The sequence below is a fragment of the Alterinioella sp. genome (assembly GCF_058343375.1).
In genome coordinates, this window is record NZ_JBTUJH010000042.1 from 1 (window position 1) to 22,053 (window position 22,053).

At 61.7% G+C, this 22,053-nt stretch carries 21 protein-coding genes and 1 pseudogene; 18 read left to right on the forward strand and 4 right to left on the reverse strand.

Going from position 1 to position 22,053, the window contains the following annotated elements; all coding sequences use genetic code 11:
* The 14 genes and pseudogenes from ACW8PS_RS07030 to ACW8PS_RS07095 form a co-directional block, all read left to right on the forward strand.
* Window positions 1–339: pseudogene (locus tag ACW8PS_RS07030) on the forward strand (tryptophan--tRNA ligase); the annotation flags it as partial.
* Window positions 340–429: 90 nt separating this feature from the next.
* Window positions 430–912 carry a VOC family protein gene (locus tag ACW8PS_RS07035; protein WP_491526622.1) on the forward strand — a complete coding sequence of 161 codons (483 nt, stop codon included), beginning with the start codon at window positions 430–432 and terminating at the stop codon, window positions 910–912.
* Window positions 913–1,208: 296 nt separating this feature from the next.
* Window positions 1,209–2,072 (forward strand): branched-chain amino acid aminotransferase, encoded by an 864-nt coding sequence (locus ACW8PS_RS07040; protein ID WP_491526624.1) that lies wholly within the window; start codon window positions 1,209–1,211, stop codon window positions 2,070–2,072.
* 76 nt (window positions 2,073–2,148) lie between these two features.
* Window positions 2,149–2,604 carry a universal stress protein gene (locus ACW8PS_RS07045; protein ID WP_491526625.1) on the forward strand — a complete coding sequence of 152 codons (456 nt, stop codon included), beginning with the start codon at window positions 2,149–2,151 and terminating at the stop codon, window positions 2,602–2,604.
* 78 nt (window positions 2,605–2,682) lie between these two features.
* Window positions 2,683–3,243 carry a NifU family protein gene (locus ACW8PS_RS07050; protein WP_491526626.1) on the forward strand — a complete coding sequence of 187 codons (561 nt, stop codon included), beginning with the start codon at window positions 2,683–2,685 and terminating at the stop codon, window positions 3,241–3,243.
* A gap of 156 nt (window positions 3,244–3,399) precedes the next feature.
* Window positions 3,400–4,053 (forward strand): tRNA (adenosine(37)-N6)-threonylcarbamoyltransferase complex dimerization subunit type 1 TsaB, encoded by a 654-nt coding sequence (gene tsaB, locus ACW8PS_RS07055; RefSeq protein WP_491526627.1) that lies wholly within the window; start codon window positions 3,400–3,402, stop codon window positions 4,051–4,053.
* The gene (rimI, locus tag ACW8PS_RS07060; protein WP_491526629.1) at window positions 4,050–4,493 is read left to right on the forward strand and encodes a ribosomal protein S18-alanine N-acetyltransferase; all 444 of its coding nucleotides are present in this window, start codon (window positions 4,050–4,052) and stop codon (window positions 4,491–4,493) included. Before tsaB ends, rimI begins: the two co-directional genes overlap by 4 nt.
* Before the next feature lie 111 nt (window positions 4,494–4,604).
* Window positions 4,605–5,600, forward strand: a complete 996-nt coding sequence (locus ACW8PS_RS07065) for a BMP family lipoprotein (RefSeq protein WP_491526631.1) — start codon at window positions 4,605–4,607, stop codon at window positions 5,598–5,600.
* A 165-nt stretch (window positions 5,601–5,765) separates the two neighbouring features.
* Window positions 5,766–7,322: an ABC transporter ATP-binding protein gene (locus tag ACW8PS_RS07070; protein ID WP_491526633.1), complete on the forward strand. Its 1,557-nt coding sequence runs from the start codon at window positions 5,766–5,768 to the stop codon at window positions 7,320–7,322.
* Window positions 7,322–8,410 carry an ABC transporter permease gene (locus tag ACW8PS_RS07075; protein WP_491526635.1) on the forward strand — a complete coding sequence of 363 codons (1,089 nt, stop codon included), beginning with the start codon at window positions 7,322–7,324 and terminating at the stop codon, window positions 8,408–8,410. The genes ACW8PS_RS07070 and ACW8PS_RS07075 overlap by 1 nt, the downstream gene beginning before the upstream one ends.
* A 3-nt stretch (window positions 8,411–8,413) precedes the next feature.
* Window positions 8,414–9,379, forward strand: a complete 966-nt coding sequence (locus ACW8PS_RS07080; RefSeq protein ID WP_491526636.1) for an ABC transporter permease — start codon at window positions 8,414–8,416, stop codon at window positions 9,377–9,379.
* Between the two features lie 87 nt (window positions 9,380–9,466).
* On the forward strand, window positions 9,467–10,267 hold the full coding sequence (locus tag ACW8PS_RS07085) for a purine-nucleoside phosphorylase (RefSeq protein ID WP_491526637.1): 801 nt from the start codon (window positions 9,467–9,469) through the stop codon (window positions 10,265–10,267).
* Between the two features lie 109 nt (window positions 10,268–10,376).
* Window positions 10,377–11,297, forward strand: a complete 921-nt coding sequence (locus ACW8PS_RS07090) for a sulfite exporter TauE/SafE family protein (RefSeq protein WP_491526638.1) — start codon at window positions 10,377–10,379, stop codon at window positions 11,295–11,297.
* A 23-nt stretch (window positions 11,298–11,320) separates the two neighbouring features.
* Window positions 11,321–12,055, forward strand: coding sequence for a TIGR02186 family protein (locus tag ACW8PS_RS07095; RefSeq protein WP_491526648.1), 735 nt, complete (start codon window positions 11,321–11,323; stop codon window positions 12,053–12,055).
* 32 nt (window positions 12,056–12,087) lie between these two features.
* Here ACW8PS_RS07095 and ACW8PS_RS07100 read toward each other — a convergent pair whose 3' ends face one another.
* The 4 genes from ACW8PS_RS07100 to ACW8PS_RS07115 all read right to left on the reverse strand — a co-directional run bounded on the left by ACW8PS_RS07100 (window position 12,088) and on the right by ACW8PS_RS07115 (window position 17,474).
* Window positions 12,088–12,816: an SDR family oxidoreductase gene (locus ACW8PS_RS07100; RefSeq protein ID WP_491526639.1), complete on the reverse strand. Its 729-nt coding sequence runs from the start codon at window positions 12,814–12,816 to the stop codon at window positions 12,088–12,090.
* On the reverse strand, window positions 12,816–14,354 hold the full coding sequence (locus ACW8PS_RS07105) for an AAA family ATPase (RefSeq protein ID WP_491526640.1): 1,539 nt from the start codon (window positions 14,352–14,354) through the stop codon (window positions 12,816–12,818). The genes ACW8PS_RS07100 and ACW8PS_RS07105 overlap by 1 nt, the downstream gene beginning before the upstream one ends.
* A gap of 316 nt (window positions 14,355–14,670) precedes the next feature.
* Complete coding sequence (gene ccrA / locus ACW8PS_RS07110; protein WP_491526642.1) at window positions 14,671–15,963, reverse strand: crotonyl-CoA carboxylase/reductase; 1,293 nt, start codon at window positions 15,961–15,963, stop codon at window positions 14,671–14,673.
* Between the two features lie 146 nt (window positions 15,964–16,109).
* Window positions 16,110–17,474 carry a 1-acyl-sn-glycerol-3-phosphate acyltransferase gene (locus ACW8PS_RS07115; RefSeq protein WP_491526643.1) on the reverse strand — a complete coding sequence of 455 codons (1,365 nt, stop codon included), beginning with the start codon at window positions 17,472–17,474 and terminating at the stop codon, window positions 16,110–16,112.
* Window positions 17,475–17,565: 91 nt separating this feature from the next.
* Here ACW8PS_RS07115 and ACW8PS_RS07120 point away from each other — a divergent pair, with 91 nt between their 5' ends.
* The 4 genes from ACW8PS_RS07120 (at window position 17,566) to deoD (ending at window position 21,553) form a co-directional block, all read left to right on the forward strand.
* A complete protein-coding gene (locus ACW8PS_RS07120) occupies window positions 17,566–18,192 on the forward strand; it encodes a class I SAM-dependent DNA methyltransferase (protein ID WP_491526644.1) in 627 nt (208 codons plus the stop codon).
* A 120-nt stretch (window positions 18,193–18,312) separates the two neighbouring features.
* Window positions 18,313–20,280, forward strand: coding sequence for a methylmalonyl-CoA mutase family protein (locus ACW8PS_RS07125; RefSeq protein WP_491526645.1), 1,968 nt, complete (start codon window positions 18,313–18,315; stop codon window positions 20,278–20,280).
* A 132-nt stretch (window positions 20,281–20,412) separates the two neighbouring features.
* The gene (locus ACW8PS_RS07130) at window positions 20,413–20,721 is read left to right on the forward strand and encodes an H-NS histone family protein (RefSeq protein WP_491526646.1); all 309 of its coding nucleotides are present in this window, start codon (window positions 20,413–20,415) and stop codon (window positions 20,719–20,721) included.
* 127 nt (window positions 20,722–20,848) lie between these two features.
* Window positions 20,849–21,553: a purine-nucleoside phosphorylase gene (deoD, locus tag ACW8PS_RS07135; RefSeq protein WP_491526647.1), complete on the forward strand. Its 705-nt coding sequence runs from the start codon at window positions 20,849–20,851 to the stop codon at window positions 21,551–21,553.
* The last annotated feature ends 500 nt before the right edge of the window (window positions 21,554–22,053 follow it).

Here is a 22,053-nt window from a genome sequence, read left to right on the forward strand (position 1 = left end):
AAGGCCAAGACCGACCCCGACCCGCTGCCCGAGACGCTGAAAGATCTGGACGGGCGGCCCGAGGCGCGCAATCTGGTCAATATCTGGGCCGCATTGGCCGAAATAAGCCCCGAGGCGGTGGTGCAGATCAATGCGGGCAAGATGTTTGGCTATTTCAAACAGGATCTGGCCGAGATCGCGGTTGAGAAACTGGCCCCCATCGCGGCCGAAATGGCCCGCCTGATGCAGGACCCGGCCGAGATTGACCGCATTCTGGCGCGCGGCGCCGACCGCGCCCGCGCCATCACTGCCCCGATCCTGGATGAGACCTATCGCATCATCGGCATGGTCGGGCGCTGATCTGCGCATCTGCGCACAGGTGATTTGCGCGGGCGGGCCTACCGTGGCCCCGGGGCGGAGGGTATGTCGGAGCCGAACAGGAGACCTGCCATGAGTTTCACCGCCGATCCCGGCACACGCGTCGGCCATATCCATCTGAAGGTCGCCGATCTGGATCGCGCCGTCGCCTTCTACCGCGATGTGTTGGGCTTTGCGGAACAGCAACGTTTCGGAAATTCCGCCGCGTTCCTGTCGGCGGGCGGCTATCATCACCATATCGCGCTGAACACCTGGGACAGCCGGGGGGGGAAGGCACCGGCAAAAGGCAGCACCGGGCTGTATCATGTTGCCTTTCTCTACCCCGACCGGGCAGCGCTTGGCCGGGCCGTGGCGCAGGTGCTGAACGCGGGCGTGGCGCTGGATGGGGCTGCCGATCACGGTGTCAGCGAAGCGGTCTATTTCCGCGACCCCGATGGCAACGGGATCGAGCTTTACCGCGACCGTGACCCGGCCAATTGGCCGCGTGACGCGGCGGGCAATCTGGCGATGGTCAATGCCCCGCTGGATGTCAACGCCTTGGCTTTTGGGGCCTGACGCTGTAGAGACGGACCCTCGGCCTTAACCTCTGCTTAAGGTTTTGGGCCAATATTGCGCCTGCGCAGTCACGGCGCGACAGTCACGTAAATTGAACAACAAGGAGACGGCATGCCCGAAAAAGAGGCAATTGCAAACACATCCCCTGTATCCACCGCACAGGCCCCAACCCAATCAATGCCCGACAAGGAGCCTGACCAGGCGGCTCCGGTCACGATGGACTACCAGCAAGGTTTTACGTCTGGACCTATGACCTAAAACCAAGCACTCTGTCGCCAAAAGGGAAAGGATCACCTATGGCGACCGGCACGAATATCCGCACGTATTATCAAGGCGCATGGCAGGATGGCAACGTCGCCATCATGAACGCCGCCGACCATGGATCATGGTTGGGCGGCACGGTTTTTGACGGCGCGCGCTATGCCCATGGCGTGGCCCCCGACCTGATGGCGCATTGCGAACGGGTCAACCGGTCGGCCCGCGCCCTGATGCTGGAACCGACCCATAGCGCGGCGCAGATCTTTGACCTCACCTGGCAGGGCATCCGCCTCTATGCGCCCGATACGCCGCTTTATATCCGCCCGATGTATTGGGGCATTGATACCGGACACTCGGCCATCGTGCCGAAATCGGATTCGGTGGGGTTCTGCATCTGTCTGGAGGAGATTCCGCTGGCGGCACCCGATGCCACCGCGCGCCTGACCACGACCCGGTTTCGCCGCCCCGTGCTGGCCGATAACGTGACCAATGCCAAGGCCGGCTGCCTGTATCCCAACAATGCCCGGATGCTGGCCGAGGCGCGGTCAAAGGGCTATGACAACGCTTTGGTGGCCGATGTCCTGGGCAATGTCGCCGAAACCGCCACCGCCAATATCTTCATGGTCAAGGATGGCGTGATACACACGCCGATCGCCAATGGCACCTTCCTGTCGGGCATCACCCGTGCCCGCCATATCCTCAACCTGCGCGAAGCTGGCCATGATGTGCGCGAAGATGTCCTCAGCTTTGACGATTTTCGCGCCGCCGATGAGGTTTTCATGTCCGGCAACATGACCAAGGTCACGCCGGTCACCGAATTCGACGGCACGCATTACCAGATCGGACCGGTCACAAAACAGGCCTTGCAGCTTTACTGGGACTGGGCAAAATCCGGCGCATAGGCCCGCGTCAAAGCTTTCCGTTGCCAGTTCCGCGCCGAACCGCCATGATCTTGGGCGGAGAAGAGGGATTATCCATATGCGCAAGTTTCTTGTCGTTCTGGACGACTCACGCGAATGCCTGAACGCGATGCGGTTTGCCGCCATGCGCGCGGCACATACTGGCGGCGGCGTGCAGATATTGTCGGTCATTCCACCCGATGAATTCAACCACTGGATCGGTGTCGCCGAGGTCATGCGCGCCGAGGCCCGCGAACGGATCGAGGCGCATTTCAACGTCTTTTCCAAATGGATGCATGACAAGCAGGGCGTCGACCCTGAGCTTGTGATTCGCGAAGGCGTGCCGGTCGATGAAATTCTGGCGCAGGTCCAGGAAGACCGCGACATCGGGGTGCTGGTTCTGGGCGCGGGCACCGACCGCAAGGGTCCGGGGCCGCTGGTTACGGCGCTGACCAAATCGGCGGGCACCCTGCCGGTGCCGATGACAATTGTGCCGGGCGAGCTGTCAAAAGAGCAGCTGGAGGCGATAACCTGACGGTTTTAGAAGGGTTCTAAACATTGACAATCCGGGTTCCCGGGCGCATATCCAGAGATAACCGCGAAGGAGCGCCTGATGTTCATCCAGACCGAATCCACCCCCAATCCCGCAACGCTGAAATTCCTGCCGGGCCAGCAGGTTCTGGAAACCGGAACCGCCGATTTCCCGGTGGCAGATACGGCCGGCAATTCCCCCCTTGCGACGCGCATCTTTGGCGTCGCAGGCGTGACGGCCGTGTTTCTGGGCACCGATTTCGTGACCGTGACCAAGGCCGACGGCATTGAATGGGACCATGTGAAACCCGCAATTCTGGGGGCCATCATGGAACATTTCCAATCCGGCGCGCCGGTTATGGAGGGCACGGAAGGGGCCGGCGGCCATGCCGAGCACAGCGGAGAGGATGCCGAGATCGTGGGCCAGATCAAGGAATTGCTGGACACCCGCGTGCGCCCGGCCGTGGCCCAGGATGGTGGTGACATCACCTTTCACGGCTTTGATCGCGGCATCGTCTATCTGCATATGCAAGGGGCCTGCGCAGGCTGCCCGTCCTCTACCGTGACGCTGAAAATGGGCATCGAAAACCTGTTGCGCCATTATATCCCCGAGGTGATCGAGGTCAGGCCCGTTGCCGTCTGACGAATCGGCCGCAAAGATCACCGGGCGCGGCTTGTGCGGTGCCACCACGCTTGCGGCCTCTGACGGGCCTGAAATCGCCCCCTGTTGCCACTGTTCCGATCGCAAAAGATGGACCGACGCGCCGGTGCCGGCGTTTGCCGGGGTTTGGAGGCGGCGATGACTGATCTGCCGCTGGTTCTGGGCTTTGACACATCGGCAGGCCATTGCGCGGTTGCCCTGCTGTCGGGGGGCGCGGTTATCGGCGCGCAACATGTGGCGATGACCAAAGGCCAGGCCGAAGCGCTGATGCCGATGATCGAGACCGTAATGGCGCGGGCCCACGCCCACCTGAACGACCTGACCGCCATCGGTGTCGGCATCGGCCCCGGCAATTTCACCGGCGTGCGCATCTCGGTTTCCGCCGCGCGCGGGCTGGCTTTGGCGCTTGGCATTCCGGCGGTCGGCGTTTCACTGCTGGAGGCGCTGCGCGAGGGCCATGACGGCCCCGCCCTGTGCAGCATCGATGCCCGCCGGGATCAGATCTATCTGCAACGCTTTGCCCCCGGTGCCGATCGCGGGCCGGTTCTGGCCAATCTCGACGATATTGGCACTGACTGGGCCCTGCCCGGCCTGACCTGCCTGGGTAATCGCGCCGATGAACTGGCCGCCAAACTGGGCGCGGTGACAGGCCCCACGCCCGACAACCCGGCCCCGGCCATTGCCCGCATCGCCGCGCGCCGCTACCCGCAGAACCCGCCCCGCCCGGCCCCGCTTTACCTGCGCCCCGCCGATGCCGCCCCGGCGCGGGATTCCGGGCCGGTGCTGCTGTGACGCCACAGGCTCTGGCTGCGTTGCACGGGGCCGCTTTCACCACGCCGCGGCCCTGGCGGGCCGAAGAATTCGCGGCCTTCCTGAACGATGCCACCTGTGACCTTGCCGCCCTGCCCGGCGGCTTTGCCCTGATCCGCAGCGTGGCCGATGAGGCCGAGTTGCTGACGATGGCCGTGGCCCCGGGCCAGCGCCGCAAAGGCATCGCCACAGATTTGCTGACGCAATGCCAGAGCCTGGCGCGGGCGCGCGGATGCGCCCGGATGTTTCTGGAGGTCGCGGCAGCCAACAGCGCCGCCATCGCGCTTTACGAAAAGACGGGCTTTGCCCGCACCGGGCATCGGCCCGATTACTACACGCAGCCGGACGGAACCCGAAGCGATGCCATCATCATGGCGCGCGACCTGTGGGTTTCGACGCCAATAATACCAGAATCCGGTTGACCCCCCGGCCCCGTTTTGCCCTTATTCCCACAGGGATCACCTGATCTTTGCAGGCCGGGCGCGAAATACGAAACAGACGCCTGGCCGCCATCCAACCCGGGAGAGACTTACATGACCCTTATGAAAACATTCCTTGGCGCTGCTGCGGCCATGGCCCTGACGGCCGGTGCTGCGCTGGCCCAGGATCCGGCCATCATCTTTGACCTCGGCGGCAAGTTCGACCGCTCGTTCAACGAGGCCGCCTTCCGCGGTGCGGAACAATGGGCCGAGGAAACCGGCGGATCATATCGTGAGATCGAGCTGCAATCGGATGCGCAGCGCGAACAGGCGATGCGTCGCCTTGCCGAAGCCGGCTCGAACCCCATCGTCATGGCTGGCTTCAGCCAGGCCTCGGCGCTGGAAGTCGTGGCACCTGACTACCCTGACACCATTTTCGTGATCATTGACGGCGTGGTCGATGCGCCCAATGTGCGTTCGGTGATCTTCCGCGAGGAACAGGGATCCTACCTGGTCGGCATGCTGGCGGGTCTGGCCTCTGAAACCGGCACTGTCGGCTTTGTCGGCGGCATGGATATCCCGCTGATCTCGCGCTTTGGCTGCGGCTATGCGCAAGGTGTGCGCGCGGTGAATCCCGATGCGGTGATCATCCAGAACATGACCGGCACCACGCCTGCGGCCTGGAATGACCCGGTGCGCGGCGGTGAACTGACCCGTGGCCAGATCAGCCAGGGGGCCGATGTGGTCTTTGCCGCCGCTGGCGGCACCGGCCTGGGTGTTCTGCAGACCGCGGCCGATGAAGGCATCCTGTCGATCGGCGTGGACAGCAACCAGAACTACCTGCATCCGGGCCAGGTTCTGACCTCGATGCTGAAGCGCGTCGATGTGGCCGTCTATGACGCCTTCAGCACCGATCTGGCAGATATCGAAACCGGCATCCACTTCTTCGGTCTGGAAGAGGACGGCGTCGGCTATGCGCTGGACGAATATAACGCCGAGCTGATCACCGACGAGATGCAGGCCATTTTGGCCGAAGCACGCGACGCGATCATCGCCGGTGACATCGTCGTGCATAACTATACCGAGGATGGCGCCTGCCCGGTTCAGTAAGCCAGCGGAACTGACCACCGAAATACAGTCGGGCCGCCCCTATCCGGGCGGCCCGATTTTCATTGCCCCCATGCTGGACAGATGAGCGCGCTGTGGTAACGTCTGACTCTGCCCGCCGGGAGGGCCGACAAGAGCACAAGAAAAACGCGGGACGATAACCAACCAATGACAGAGCCCCAATCTGACACCGCTCCCTTTGCCATTGAACTGAAGGGAATTTCCAAATCCTTCGGGCCGGTGCAGGCCAACAAGGATATCTCGATCTCGGTGCGCAAGGGCACGATCCATGGCATCGTGGGCGAAAACGGGGCCGGAAAATCGACGCTGATGTCGATCCTGTATGGATTTTACAAGGCCGATGCGGGCGAAATCTTCATCAATGGCACCCTGACGCCGATCTCCGACAGCCAGGCCGCCATCCGCGCCGGCATCGGCATGGTGCATCAGCATTTCAAGCTGGTGGAAAATTTCACCGTGGTCGAAAACGTCATCCTCGGGGCCGAGGATGGTGCGATGCTGAAACCTTCGATCGCCAAGGCCCGCAAACTGCTGACCGAACTGGCCGAAGAATACGAGCTGCATGTCGATCCCGATGCCATTGTCGAAGATCTCAGCGTCGGCCACCAGCAGCGCGTCGAGATCCTGAAACAGCTTTACCGTCACGCCGATATCCTGATCCTGGATGAACCCACCGGCGTGTTGACGCCGGCCGAGGCCGATCACCTGTTTCGGATCCTGAACGGGCTGAAGGAACAGGGCAAAACCATCATCCTGATCACCCACAAGCTGCGCGAGATCATGGAGGTGACCGATACCGTCAGCGTCATGCGGCGCGGCGAGATGACGGCCACGGTCAAAACCGCCGATACCAGCCCCGAGGAACTGGCCGAACTGATGGTCGGCCGCAAGGTTCTGCTTTCGGTCGACAAGGCCCCGGCCCAACCAGGGCCGATCGTGCTGCAGGTGCGCGACCTGGTGGTCCATGACGAGCAAAAGGTCGAGCGGCTGAAAGGCATTTCGCTGGAGATTCGGGCCGGTGAAATTCTGGGCATCGCGGGCGTGTCGGGAAATGGTCAGACCGAATTGCTGAAGGTTCTGGGCGGCATGATCGCGGCCACCAGCGGCGAGATCCGGCTGAACGGTGACGCGCTGGATCTGACAGGCCAACAATCGGACGGGCAAAGCAGGCGCGCACGCGGCATTGCCCATGTGCCGGAAGATCGCCAGCGCGAAGGTCTGATCATGCCCTATACGGCCTGGGAAAATATCGCGTTCGGCTATCACCACGATCCGAAATATCAGAAAAACCGCCTGTTCATGGACAATCGCGCCCTGAAGGCAGACACCGCCGACAAGATGGAGCATTTCGATGTCCGCCCGCCCGATCCGATGCTGCAGGCCAAGAATTTTTCCGGCGGCAATCAGCAAAAAATCGTCGTCGCCCGCGAGATCGAGCGCAATCCAGATCTGTTGTTGATCGGCCAACCGACCCGCGGCGTCGATATTGGCGCGATCGAATTCATTCACAAACAGATCGTGGCGCTGCGCGATGCGGGCAAGGCGATTCTGCTGGTCTCGGTCGAATTGGATGAGATCCTGTCATTGTCGGATCGCATCGCCGTGATGTTTGACGGAAAGATCATGGGTGAACGGCTTCCGGCAGAAACCAATGAAGGCGAACTGGGCCTGTTGATGGCCGGTGTGACGAAAGAGGCCGCGTGATGGACAAGATGCCGAAATGGGCCGATATCGCGCTTATTCCGATTATCAATCTGGTGCTGGCGCTGTTCGTTTCGGCGCTGGTCGTGCTTTATATCGGCGAAAGCCCGGTCGAGGCGCTGGTGATCATGGTGCGCGGATCGGTGGGCAGCGCCTATGGCTGGGGCTTCACCCTCTATTATGCCACCAATTTCATCTTTACCGGGCTGGCTGTCGCCGTCGCCTTTCACGCCCGCATGTTCAATATCGGCGGCGAGGGACAGGCTGCCATCGGCGGGCTTGGCGTGGCCGTGGTGGCGCTGTCCCTGCCCTGGCCACATTGGTCGCTGGCGCTGATTGCGGCCACTGTCGGGGCGGCGCTGTTCGGGGCCGCTTGGGCCGCGATCCCGGCCTATCTGCAAGCCAAACGCGGCAGCCATGTCGTGATCACCACGATCATGTTCAACTTCATCGCCTCGGCGCTTTTGGTCTATCTGCTGGTCAATGTGTTTCGGGTGCCGGGTTCGATGGCACCTGAAACCGCGCGTTTTATCGAAGGTGCCCGCCTGCCCAACGCCTATGATGTTGCGCCCTGGTTGGGGTTCAGCCGGTCAACGCCGCTCAATGTGTCCTTTTTCGTCGCGATCGCGGCCTGCGTTTTCGTCTGGCTGCTGATCTGGCGCACGCGCCTGGGATACGAGATTCGCGCCTATGGGTTTTCCGAACCCGGGGCTGTCTATGCCGGTATCAACCCGGTGCGTATCATCATGATCTCGATGCTGATCTCGGGCGGTCTGGCGGGGCTGATGGCCGTCAACTCGGTGATGGGCGAAGCCGAAAGGCTGGTCATCGACCCGGTGCAGGGGGCGGGGTTTGTGGGCATTGCGGTGGCGCTGATGGGCCGGTCGCATCCGGTGGGCGTGTTTCTTGCCGCGCTTCTGTTCGGGATGCTGTATCAGGGCGGTGCCGAGCTGGAATTTGAAATGCCCGCCGTCAGCCGCGAGATGCTGCTGGTTATTCAGGGCCTGGTGATCATGTTCACCGGGGCGCTCGACAATATGGTGCGAATGCCGGTTGAACGGATCTTTCTCAGCCTGCGCAGGGGGGCTTGAGCCATGGATTTCGCAACTGTCCTGCAACTGCTCGATTCCACCGTGCGCTCGGCCACGCCGCTGCTGCTGGCCTGTCTGGCCGGGCTTTATTCCGAACGCGCAGGCATTTTTGATATCGGACTGGAAGGCAAGATGCTGATCGCCGCGTTCTTTTCGGCGGCGGTTGCGGCCCTTACCGGCAATGTCTGGATCGGGCTGTTGGCGGGCATTGCTTCCTCGGTCGTTCTGGCGGCGCTGCATGGGTTGGCCTCGATCACCTTCCGCGGCAATCAGCTGATCTCGGGCGTCGCCATCAACTTTCTGGCCGCCGGTGTGACCGTGGTGATCGGCGATGCCTGGTTCGAGCTTGGCGGGCGCACGCCGCAACTGGTGGGCGCGGGCCGGTTCCGCGATATCACCCTGCCCTTTGCCGAGCAGCTTTCCGGCGTGCCCATCCTGGGGCCGATCTATTCCGAGCTGATATCGGGCCATTCCATTCTGGTCTATATCGCCTTTCTGATGGTACCGTTGACCTGGTGGGTGCTGTTTCGAACCCGGTTCGGGCTGCGCCTGCGGGCGGTGGGCGAAAACCCGGCAGCGGTGGATACGGCTGGTATTTCGGTTGTGCGCGCGCGCTATTCCGCGGTTCTGATCTGTGGCGTTCTGTGCGGCATCGCCGGGGCCTATCTGGCCACCAGCCTGGCCGCCGGGTTCAACAAGGATATGAGCGCCGGGCGTGGATTTATCGCGCTGGCCGCCCTCATATTCGCAAAATGGCGACCCTGGTATGCGCTGTGGGCCACCTTGCTGTTTGGGTTGCTGGACGCGGTCGGGGCGCGGTATCAGAATATCGCGCTTGGCGATTTCGTGATCCCGGTGCAGTTCATGCAGGCGCTGCCCTACATCCTGACGGTTATCATCCTGGCCGGCATTGTCGGCAAGGCCATCCCGCCGCGCGCCGGCGGAGAGCCTTATGTGAAGGAACGATGAAGATGCGCGCGGCGAAGCGCCTTCAAAGGCGCTTTCTCAAGGATTTTCGAAAATCCTTCGCCGCGCCCCGGGATAGGAACCGCAATCATGTCTGACCTCGACGCTCTTGTCAGCCACATCCACTCCAAGGCAGGCACTGCCCGCGTGGGGACCGGCCTGATTCTCGGGTCGGGGCTGGGGCATCTGGCGGACACTGTCGATGGGGTCGCAATCGACTATGCCGACCTGCCCGGTTTCCCGCATGCCGGTGTCTCGGGGCATAACCCGAAACTGGTGATCGGTGATCTTGAAGGGGTCCGCGTTGCCGTGTTCGGAGGCCGCGCGCATTATTACGAGAGCGGCCGCGGCGATGCGATGCGATTGCCGTTGGAGGTGCTGCGCGCACTTGGGGCCGACACCCTGATTGCAACCAATGCGGCCGGCTCCATGCGCGCCGACATTGCGCCCGGCGATCTGATGCTGCTCAGCGATCACATCAATTTTTCCGGCCTCAACCCGTTGATCGGAGAGCCGACCGATGCCCGGTTCGTGCCGATGAAAGACGCCTATGACCCGACCATCCGCGCCGGTCTGAAAGCCGCCGCCAAGGCCGAGGGCATCGCGCTGGCCGAAGGCATCTATGCCTGGTATTCCGGCCCGTCATTCGAGACCCCGGCCGAGATCAACGCCATCCGCATCCTGGGGGCCGATGCCGTGGGCATGTCGACCGTGCCCGAGGTTATTCTGGCCCGGTTTCTGGGCCTCAGGGCGGCCGCAATCTCGACCATCACCAACATGGCCGCGGGGCTGAGCGACGAGTCGATAAGCCACGAACACACCAAGAAAATGGCCCCGATCGGTGCCGCCAAGCTGGAAAAAATCCTGCGCCGCTATCTGCGCGCGGCCTGAACCACCGGCCCACACGAAAAATTGCTCCGATTTGTCGCAGTCCGGGGCTATGTTGAAGATCGCAACTGTGCTTTAGGACAAGCGCACCCTCCATTCGATTATGGCTACCATGCTGATTTACCTGCCCATTGCCGAAGTATCGGTCAACGCCTTCCTTTTACTCGGGCTTGGCGGCCTTGTGGGCATCCTGTCGGGCATGTTCGGCGTCGGTGGCGGGTTCCTGATGACACCGCTTCTGTTCTTTATCGGAATCCCGCCCGCTGTGGCCGTGGCGACCGAGGCCAATCAGATCGTCGCCTCCTCCTTTTCCGGCGTGTTGGCGCATTTCAAGCGCAAGACCGTCGATCTCAAGATGGGCGTCGTGCTGCTGATCGGCGGTCTGATCGGGGCGGCACTTGGCGTTCAATTGTTCAACGCGCTGCGCGCCATCGGTCAGGTCGATCTGCTGGTCAAGCTCTCCTATGTGTTTTTCCTGGGCATCATCGGCGCGCTGATGTTTGTCGAAAGCCTGAATGCGATCCGCAAATTGCGCAATGCCTCCGGACCGCCGCCGCGGCGCCATCATCGCAGCTGGATCCATGCCCTGCCCTTCAAGACGCGCTTTCGCACATCGGGCCTCTATCTCAGCGTGATACCGCCGCTTCTGGTTGGCGTCGCCGTGGGTGTCCTGGCCGCGATCATGGGTGTCGGCGGCGGCTTTATCATGGTTCCCGCAATGATCTACATCCTTGGCATGCCCACCAAGGTCGTGGTCGGCACGTCGCTGTTTCAGATCATCTTTGTCACCGCATTCACCACGCTGTTGCACGCCACCACCAATTTCACCGTTGATATGGTGCTGGCCGTGCTGCTGCTGATCGGCGGCGTTGTCGGGGCCCAGATCGGGGCGCGGATCGGTGTCTATCTCAAGGCTGAACAGCTGCGCATCCTGCTGGCGATCATGGTGCTTGCGGTTTCCGGCAAGCTGGCTTTCGACCTGCTCGTGCAACCGACTGAGCTGTTCTCTCTTGGTCGGGCGTCGGGCCATTGAAGCGGCTGGCCCTCATATTGGCGATGCTCATCGCCCCGCTTGGCTCGGCCGCGCAGGAGGAACGCATCATCGCGGGCCTCAGCCAGAACACCGTGTCGATCACCGCCAATTTCAACGGCTCCGAGATCCTGATATTCGGGGCCGTTCAACGCAACACCCCGGCCCCCGAAATGCCGCTCGGGGTGATTGTCACGATTGAAGGCCCCGATCAGCCGCTGACCGTGCGTCGGCTGGATCGAAATTACGGCATCTGGATGAATGTCGAAGCGGTCGAGATTGACGCCGCCCCCACCTTCTACGCTGTCGCCACCACCGCGCCCTTCGACGAAGTGATCTCCTCGACCGAAGATCTGCGCTATCGCATATCAATCTCGCGGGCCATCCGCGCCGTCGGCACCGGCAGCGACCGGCCCGGGGATTTCACCGATGCCGTGATGCGCATTCGCGCCAATGCCGGCCTGTATCAGATGCTCGAAAACACCGTGAACCTGCGCAGCGAAACGCTGTTCGACACAACAATCGCCCTGCCCGCCAATCTGGTCGAAGGCGACTATCTGGCCCGCATCTTCCTGACCCGCGACCGAGAGGTGGTTGCCAGCTTCGAGACCGAGATTGAAGTTGCCAAGGTGGGCCTTGAGCGGCTGATCTATAACCTGGCCTATGAACGGCCGCTGGTCTACGGGCTGCTGTCGCTCTTTATCGCGATCGTCGCGGGCTGGTCGGCCTCGGCCATTTTCCGCTATATCCTCAGCAGCTAGCGCCGCCTTCGCGCCCCCGGGACAGCAGCCGGTCAGCCTCGGCCGACAAAGGCCATTTTGGTCGCCATGATCGTCATGGTCTGGATATTGGCCCCCGGCGGCAGGCTGGCCATATGCAACACGGCGCGCGCCACATCCGTCACCTCCATGATCGGCGGCACCTCCTGGCCAAGCGCCCTGGCACCTGCGGCCACATCCTCCAGCAACGGCGTGCGGGCATTGCCAATGTCGATCTGACCGGCCGCAATATCATAGGCCCGCCCATCCAGCGACAGCGATTTCGTCAACCCGGTCACGCCATGTTTCGTGACCGTGTAGCAGACCGATCCGGGGCGCGGCGCATGGGCCGAGATCGAGCCATTATTGATGATCCGCCCGCCTTGCGGGTCCTGGCCCCGCATCTGCGCAAATGCGGCCCGCGCGGCATTGAACATGCCGCCCAGATTGACGGCAAGGCTGGCCGCCCAATCACCGGGGTCAATTTCGTCGATCATGCCCTGCGGCACAAAGATGCCCGCATTGTTGAACAGCACGTCAAGCCGCCCGAACCGGCCCGCCAAAGTGGCCACAGCCGCCTCCATGGCCGCCAAATCGGTCACATCGGCGGGCAAAACCTGCGCGTTACCATGGCCCGCCGCCACCGCGTGCAAGGCATCACCCCGGCGCGCCAGCAGCCCGACCTGCCAGCCTGCCGCCAAAAACGCCTCAGCCGTGGCACGGCCAATGCCGGAACTGGCCCCGGTGATCAGAATAGTGGCCATTACATCCCCTCCAGATCCGATTGCGCCTCCAGCGTCAACGGCACCACCGGCACCTCCAGATCATCCGTCGTCAGGGGTTTGGTGGGCCGTGACAACGCGTAGCGCCCGATCCAGATCAGCCGTTCCTCGGCCCGTGTAATCGCCACATAGGCCAACCGTTTCCACAAGGCCTGCCCGGCCTCCATCCGCCCCATCCGCGCGGCCGCGTAAAGATCGGGCGCAAAAACCTGCACATCCTGCCACTGACTGCCTTGCGCCTTGTGAATGGTTACCGCCGCCCCGTGCAAGAACGCCGCCCCCATGCGCGCGGCATAGGGGATGAACGGTTCTTCCGTGTCCGGTTTCTCGATCTTCACGATCGAGGCCGCCGAGATTTGCGGGCTTTCGGCCCCCACCACATGCAGGCGGGAAAACCCCGGCTTGCGCCCGGGGCCCAGATAGACCACCTGCGCCCCCTTGATCAGCCCGCGCGCCTCAAGGTCGATGCGCTTCTTGCGATGCTTGACCGGCAGCTCGATACCGTCGCAAATCAGCGGCTCACCGGGCAAAAGCGCATCATCAGGCGCGCCATGGGCCAGGCGAAAGGCGCTGATCAGCCTGATGCGCGTGGCATTTCGCCAGACCAGAACCGGGCTGCGCGTCATCAGATCGCTATCGGCACGGCCCGCCAGAACGATGCGATGATCCCGGCCCGCGGCATCTTCGAGCATCCGTTCAAACGCCTCGAACCCCAGGTCAGGGTCGCCCAGGGCATGCGCCAGATCAAGGATCGGATTATCCGCCTCCTGCCGGTGGATGCGGCGCAGCTCCAGCTTGCGGCGGCCTTTCAGCTTGTCAAAGACCATCTCGCCCGATTGACCCACCGGGGCCAGCTGCGCCGGGTCGCCAAACAGCACCAGCATCGGGAAAATCTCCCGCAGATCATCGAGCTGTTTTTGATCCAGCATCGAACTTTCATCGACCAGCCCGATATCCAGCCCGTCCTCGCGCCGCTTCCACCCGGTGATGAAATCAGAGCCGCGCAACCCCGCCGACGCCAGCGCCGCAGGCACCGATTTATGCGTGTCATAGACCAGCCTGGCCCGATCAAGCGCCGCGTCGGTCAGCGCCGCGATCTCAGGGCGTTCGCCCTGCCCCGCCAGCCATTCGGCAACCTTCTCATATTCCGGGTCATAGACGGGCGTATACAGGATGCGGTGAATGGTGGTTGCCGGCACGCCGTGACCGCGCAGCACAGCCGCTGCCTTGTTGGTCGGGGCCAGCACCGCCAATGTGCGCCGATCGCGCCGCCGCTTGCCTTCCCAATCGCCCGACACCAGTTCGACGCCCAGGCCTTCCAGCGCTGCAACCAATTCCGCCAGCAACAGCGTCTTGCCACTGCCCGCCTTGCCCACCACGGCCATGACCTGGGCCTTGCCGCCGCTTGCCGGCAGCAGCGTTTCCGCCTCCAGATCGACGCCCGCACTGCGCATCGCTTCGGCCAACGCATCAAAGGCTGCCGCCTGATCCTCGGAAAATGTCACTGCCGCGCCTGCCATGGCACCAACCTAATCCGCGCCCCGGGCCAGCACCACGCGAAAAGCCCCCTTCATCTTCTTCTTTGCAAAAATACTCATTTCCCGCGCCATCCATCCGGTGCCACCCCGTATGCACAGAGCGTGTACGGCCAATGCACCGGCGTGACACCCGGATCCAACACCGAACCCGGCCTCATGCGCATGGCAATGCGGCGCGGCGAAGGCTCCCGAATGGGGGCCTGAGTTGCGTCGCCCGCCCGGGCGCTGCGGCAAAGCCTCAGCGCAATGAAAAACCGCGCCAGTTTCCCGGCGCGGTCCCTGGTTTCAACGGCCAACCTCAGCCTTGCGGCCCGGCCTCCAGCACATCCTCCAGCGTCACCAACCCGGTGCGCGGAGCCTGCACCAGCACCGACATATTACCCGGCTTGTGCTCGTTTCTGTACATCTTCAAATGCGCCTGCGGCAGGTCCTCCCACGGGAAAACCTCCGACATGCAAGGGTCCAGCCGCCGCTCGATCATCAACTTGTTGGCCGAGGCCGCCTGTTTGAGATGCGCGAAATGCGAGCCCTGAACCCGTTTCTGATGCATCCACAAATAGCGCACGTCAAAGGTGCAGTTGAAGCCCGTGGTGCCCGCACAAATCACCACCATGCCACCCTTCTTGCAAACCAGGGTCGAAACCGGGAACGTCGCCTCGCCGGGATGCTCGAACACGATATCGACATTGTTGCCCTTGCCGGTAATATCCCAGATCGCCTTGCCGAACTTGCGCGCTTCCTTGAACCAGGTGGCATATTCCGGCGTGTTCACCACCGGCAACTGCCCCCAGCAATCAAAATCCTTCCTATTAATCACGCCCTTCGCGCCCAGATCCATCACGAACTGGCGTTTATCCTCATCCGAGATCACCCCGATGGCATTCGCTCCGGCCGTATTGATCAACTGGATCGCATAGGACCCCAGCCCGCCCGAGGCCCCCCAGACCAGCACATTCTGACCCGGTTTCAACTCATGCGGGTGATGGCCAAACAGCATCCGATAGGCGGTGGCCAATGTCAGCGTGTAGCAGGCGCTTTCCTCCCAGGTCAGATGCCGGGGCCGCGGCATCAACTGCTGGGACTGCACATTGGTGAATTGCGCAAAGGAGCCATCCGGCGTCTCATAGCCCCAGATCCGCTGGCTGGTCGAGAACATCGGATCGCCGCCATTGCATTCCTCATCATCGCCATCATCCTGGTTGCAATGGATCACGACCTCATCACCCACCTTCCAGCGCGTGACCTTGTCACCCACGGCCCAGACAATTCCCGCCGCGTCGGACCCTGCGATATGATAGGGGGCACCGTGACTGTCAAAGGGGCTGATCGGCACGCCGAGCCCGGCCCAGACACCATTGTAATTCACGCCGGCCGCCATCACCAGAACCAGCACTTCGTGGCTGTCGATCACCGGCACGTCGACCACTTCGACCTGAAAGGCCTGCATCGGCTCACCATGGCGTTCACGGCGAATGGCCCACGCATACATCTGCTTGGGCAGATAGCCCATGGGCGGGATCTCTCCCATTTCATAGAGGTCTTTTTCCGGCGCGTCATAAACGGCGATTGCGGGGTTGCTGTCCAAGGCCATCAGCTCCTCCAATTGGAATTTCTGCGTTGCGGAATGATTCCGCGCTTGCAGAATGTCGTAAAAGGCGTCGCGCAACTATGCAACCAGAATTACGGTGTTTTTTGAAATATTATGTCGCGCACCCCTCATTTTTGATCGGAATTGCGCTATTCCTCCGTGAAATCCTGATATAGCGGCGCAATCGACCGGGCATAGAACGCCATGATTTCCTCGCCATCCGGGCTGAGGATCAGCGCGTCACCCTGCACTTGCAGCATTTTCCGCAGCTTCATGCCATTCAGCCCGGCCTCGATCACAAGGTCCAGATCGGTCCGGGGCAGATGCACCGGCGCGCCTTTGGCGCGGGCATGATCAATCCGCGCCTGAACCGCGCCGGTCAGCTCCGCGCGGCTGCGCACACCTGCAACCATCGCATGCGCGATCACCGGAAACGGCACCACCGGCATGACGTCCGAGATCCGGCGCATCAGTTCTTCGCCCAGGGTTTCGGCCTGGCCTTCATGTTCGGTCATGAAGGCGCTGAGCGGCAATGGCGTGCCAAAGCTGACCGCCGCGATGCCATAGCGATGCACCCGCCCGGTAATCTTTTGCCAGACCAGATTGCGCAAATACCGGTAGATCGGCCTTAGTGAAAACCGGAAACTGCGCGCGCCTTCGGTATTGGCCCGGATCAGCCTGCGATCTTCCATCACCCGGTCATAATTCAGCGCCACCGGCACAAAGACCACATCGCGGCTTTCGCCCAGGCGATAGCCGTCAATGATATAGGAGAGCAGACCCAGTTTCGGTTCCCGCAGGGCCCCGGTGCGGCTGAGACCGCCTTCGGGGAATACCGCCTGGGTCACGCCGGCCTCGGTTGCCATCTGCACATAGCGCGCCAGCACCTTGCGATAGAGCGGGTTGTTGTGACGCCGCCGGATGAAATAGCCGCCCAGGCTGCGGATCAGGGGCCGCAACGGCCAGACCCGCGCCCATTCCCCCACCGCATAGGCCAGCGCCGAACGCTTTGCCGCCAACCAGGTGACCAGAACATAATCCATGTTCGACCGGTGGTTCATCACGAAGACCACGGTCGCATCGGGGTCGATTGCTTCCAGCGCGTCGGCATTCTCGGTTCCCACCCGCACCCGATAGAGCGAGCGCGACAGGAACCGGGCGGCGCGGATGGCCACCCCGAAATAGGCAATGGCCGAAAAGGACGGGACAATTTCACGCGCATAACGTTCGGCCCGTTCGGCCACGACATCTTCGCGGACATTGTGTTCGCGGGCATAGGCCACGATGGCCTTGGCGACCTCCGGATCATAGCGCAGCCGCAAGATCGTATCGCGGCGACGGGCCAGTTTGAACGGCTGAATCGGGATCGACAGCCGTTTATTGAGCCGCTCGACCGCGCGTTCCAGACGGCGGCGCAAATACCAACGAACCGATGGCATCAGCACCCGGTCCAATGCCGTTACCGCCGCAAAAAGCAGCATCAGGATCAGCAACCAGGCCGGGACTTCTATCATCGTGAACATCGCCGGCGAAGGTGGCAGGAAATGGCTGTGGCTTCAATCACGCAAATACCGCATGGTGGCGATGTCCAGCAGGAGGCAAAAGATGCCCAAGCCCGATCTCGACGGTGCCTATGCGCTTGGCGGTGCAGAGGAAACCAGGAAATTCTACCGCGACTGGGCCGGAACCTACGACACCGGCTTTGCGGATGCGCGCGGTTATGCGGCACCGCGTGAGGTGGCGCGCACCTTCCGCGGTGAGGCCGGTGACAACAATCCGGTTCTCGATATCGGCGCGGGCACCGGTTTACTGGGCCAGGCGCTGAACGACACCGTGATCGACGCGATCGACCTGTCGCCCGAGATGCTGAGCGTTGCCGAAGGCAAGGGCGTTTACCGCAGCCTGTTCACCGGCGACCTGACCGGGAAGCTGGATATTGCCTCAGACAGCTATGGCGGGCTGGTCTCGACCGGCACCTTTACCCATGGCCATGTCGGCGCGATCTGCCTGCCGGAGCTTTGGCGCATCGCACGGCCGGGCGCGCTGTTTGTCTGCAGCGTGATTGCCGAGGTGCTGGACAGCGCCGGGTTCGGCTCGGCCCTGGCGCAGATGGTGGCGCGCGGCCAGATCACGCCGGTGCAGTTCCGGGAATTTTCGATCTATGACAAACCGGGCGGCGATCATGCCGATGACAAGGGGCTGATCATGACGTTCCGCAAACGGCCCGTCTGAATGCAATCGCAGCAATTTGGCGCTTCTCGCCGCGTTGCGGCGAGTTGACAAGGTATTTTTATTCCCAATATACCCGGATTGACGAAATAAGATTTCCAAGCCTCAGCCCGGAGCCCCGCCATGACCGCACCGAAAAAAGATCGTCCCTGGCTGATCCGCACCTATGCCGGCCATTCCACCGCCAGCGCCTCGAACGCGCTTTATCGGGGCAATCTGGCCAAGGGGCAGACCGGCCTGTCGGTGGCGTTCGATCTGCCGACGCAGACCGGATATGACAGCGACCACGCCCTGGCCCGCGGCGAGGTCGGCAAGGTTGGCGTGCCGGTCTGCCATCTGGGCGATATGCGGGCGCTGTTTGACCGGATCCCGCTGGACCGGATGAACACCTCGATGACGATCAACGCGACAGCACCCTGGCTGTTATCGCTTTATATTGCGGTGGCCGAGGAACAGGGGGCCGATATCGCGGCCCTGCAGGGCACGGTGCAAAACGATCTGATCAAGGAATATCTGAGCCGGGGCACCTATGTCTGCCCGCCTGAGCCGAGCCTGAAGATGATCGCCGATGTGGCCGAATATTGCTATGAGAACGTGCCGAAATGGAACCCGATGAATGTCTGTTCCTACCATTTGCAAGAGGCCGGTGCCACGCCGGAACAGGAGCTTTCCTTTGCATTGGCAACCGGAATTGCCGTGCTGGATGCGCTGCAACCGCGCGTAAAACCCGAGGATTTCCCGGCCCTGGTCGGGCGGATTTCCTTTTTCGTCAATGCCGGCATCCGTTTCGTTACCGAAATGTGCAAGATGCGCGCCTTTGTCGATCTGTGGGATGAAATCTGCCGCGACCGCTATGGCGTGCAAGACCCCAGGATGCGGCGGTTCCGCTATGGTGTTCAGGTCAACAGCCTCGGCCTGACCGAACAGCAACCCGAAAACAACGTCTATCGCATTCTGATTGAAATGCTGGCCGTGACGCTATCAAAAAACGCCCGCGCCCGTGCGGTTCAATTGCCCGCCTGGAACGAGGCTTTGGGCCTGCCGCGCCCCTGGGACCAACAATGGTCGATGCGGATGCAGCAAATCATGGCCTATGAAACCGATCTGCTGGAATATGGCGATCTTTTCGACGGCAACCCGGTTGTTGACGCGAAAGTCGAGGCGCTGAAACAGGGCGCGCGGGCGGAATTGGCCAATCTGGACGCCATGGGCGGCGCAATTGCCGCGATTGATTATATGAAGGGCCGATTGGTCGAATCCAATGCCGACAGGGTGAATGCCATCGAGCGCGGCGAAACGGTTGTCGTCGGCGTCAACAGGTTCACCGAGGGCGAGCCTTCGCCACTGGTGGCCGCGCAAGGCGGCATCATGGTCATCGACCCGGCGCTAGAGGCCGATCAGGTCGCGCAATTGAATGCCTGGCGCGCCACCCGTGATGCGGGCGCGGTGAAAGCCGCGCTGGACGGGTTGCAGGCCGCCGCGCGCGCGGGCGAAAACATCATGCCCGCCTCGATCACGGCAGCACGGGCGGGCGTTACCACCGGTGAATGGGCCGCCATCATGCGCGCCGTCCACGGCGAATATCGCGGCCCCACCGGCGTCTCGCGCGCGGTGTCGAACAAGACCGAAGGGCTGGAGGAAATCCGCGCGGCGGTCGATGCGCTGTCCGACAAACTGGGCCACCGGTTGAAATTCATGGTCGGCAAACCGGGGCTGGATGGCCATTCGAACGGGGCCGAGCAGATTGCCTTTCGCGCCCGCGATTGTGGCATGGATATCTCTTATGAGGGCATCCGCCTGTCGCCCGGGCAGATTGTCACCGCCGCGCGGAACGAGATGCCGGATGTCATTGGCCTTTCCATCCTGTCCGGCAGCCACGTGCCGCTGATTGGTGACATCATGGACCGGCTGCGCACTGAGAATCTGGACCATATCCCGGTTATGGTCGGGGGTATCATCCCCGATCAAGATGCCGAAAAACTGCTGGGGTTGGGTGTTGCCCGTGTCTATACGCCCAAGGATTTCGAGCTTAACCAGATCATGATGGATATTGTCCATCTGCTCGATGAAAGCTCATTGGCGGCAGAATAGCAGCGCATTTGACCACCGATTGGCAATAGCACGCCATATCTCCTGTATTTTTCGACAGGTTTGCAAGATTGGAATTGAAAAAATAAGGTAATATACGCTAGTTGGGGATCACAATCATTCATGAGGCGTAAAATGGCTATTGACCTGAATTCGATGTCTAAAGACGATTTGCTGGATTTGAGAAAGAAAATTGATAAGACGCTCAACAGCTTTGAGAAGCGTCAGAAAGAAGCCGCCCTTGCGGCCGCAAAACGCGCGGCAGAAGAATATGGTTTTTCACTGGAGGAAATTTACGGGAAGAAATCTGCGGCCAAACCCGTGGTCCCGAAATACCGCAACCCCGCTGATCCCGATCAGACCTGGACAGGCCGCGGGCGCCAGCCAGCCTGGTATAAAGCGGCCATTGCGGCGGGAACCGATCCCGCCGATTTGGAAATCTGACCGCCAGATCCAGGGCATTGACCCCCTTCGGCCAAGCGCCCACCCGCTTGCGCTTGGCCGAAAACTTGGGTCTGATGGCTGAAATTGGCGCGACGTGCCGACAGGCGCAGGTAATTGCGGGGATGCCATGACAATTCACATCGGTGCCAATCCGGGCGATATCGCCGAAACAGTTCTGATGCCGGGCGATCCTTTACGCGCCAAATGGGCGGCCGAGAAATTTCTGGATAGCCCCGTTTGCATCAATGAAACCCGCGCCATGTTGGGCTTTACCGGCACATGGGCGGGAAATCGGGTGACGATCCAGGGGTCGGGCATGGGCATGCCAAGCCTGTCGATCTATGCCAATGAACTGATCCGCGATTTCGGGGTTAAAACGCTGATCCGGATCGGATCGGCCGGGGGCATGCAGCCGCAGGTAAAGCTGCGCGATGTCGTGCTGGCGATGACCTCCACAACATTGAATTCGCCCTCCAGCGGAATTTTCCGGGAATTGAATTACTCGCCCTGCGCCGATTTCGGGCTGTTGCAGGCGGCCCATGCGGCGGCGCAAAAAACCGGAACCGGTATTCATGTCGGCGGCATCTATTCCTCGGATGTGTTCTATGACGAACGCCCCGACCTGAACGAGCAGATGACCCGCCATGGCATTCTGGCGGTCGAGATGGAGGCCGCCGAACTCTATACGCTGGCCGCGCGCCATGGCTGCCGGGCGCTGGCGGTGCTGACCATATCAGACCATCTGCAAACCGGCGAAGAACTGTCTGCACAAGACAGGCAGTCGAGCTTCTCCGATATGGTGCAGATCGCACTTGAGGCCGCCTTTGCCTAAAGCACGTCTCCAAATAGCCGCGACAGGGTGCATCGCCGCACGCGTTGAAATCCTTGATTTCAGGCAACGTCAGGGGGCGCGGATTTTTCCCGGACATGCCATAGGGTCACGATTGCCCGCGGCGGAAAGCCGTTGAAACCCACGGAACTTTAGCCCGAGCTACAGGCCCCGCAGCTGCGGATCAGAATCCGATCGCCCGATTTCAGACCAGGCGGCAGGCAAACCGGCCTGTGCTAGGGTCAGGACCCATTAATCCTGCATCACTGGTTTGGCAGATTTTTTCGCTGACAAGGCGCAGGGCGCAGGTAAATCTGGTTGATTTTCAAAGCCCTGGAACGCAGTCAGCGGGAAAATCCGCCAAATCCAAGGGACGCTGATTTGCCTTCATCTCAGCGTCTCGGCGCGCTTGCAAATGGAGCCACCATGGGCGGCGCACGCCAAACCACTGATATTTTGGCAAATCAGCGCCAGTGGCGCAGGATTAATGGGTCCTGACCCTA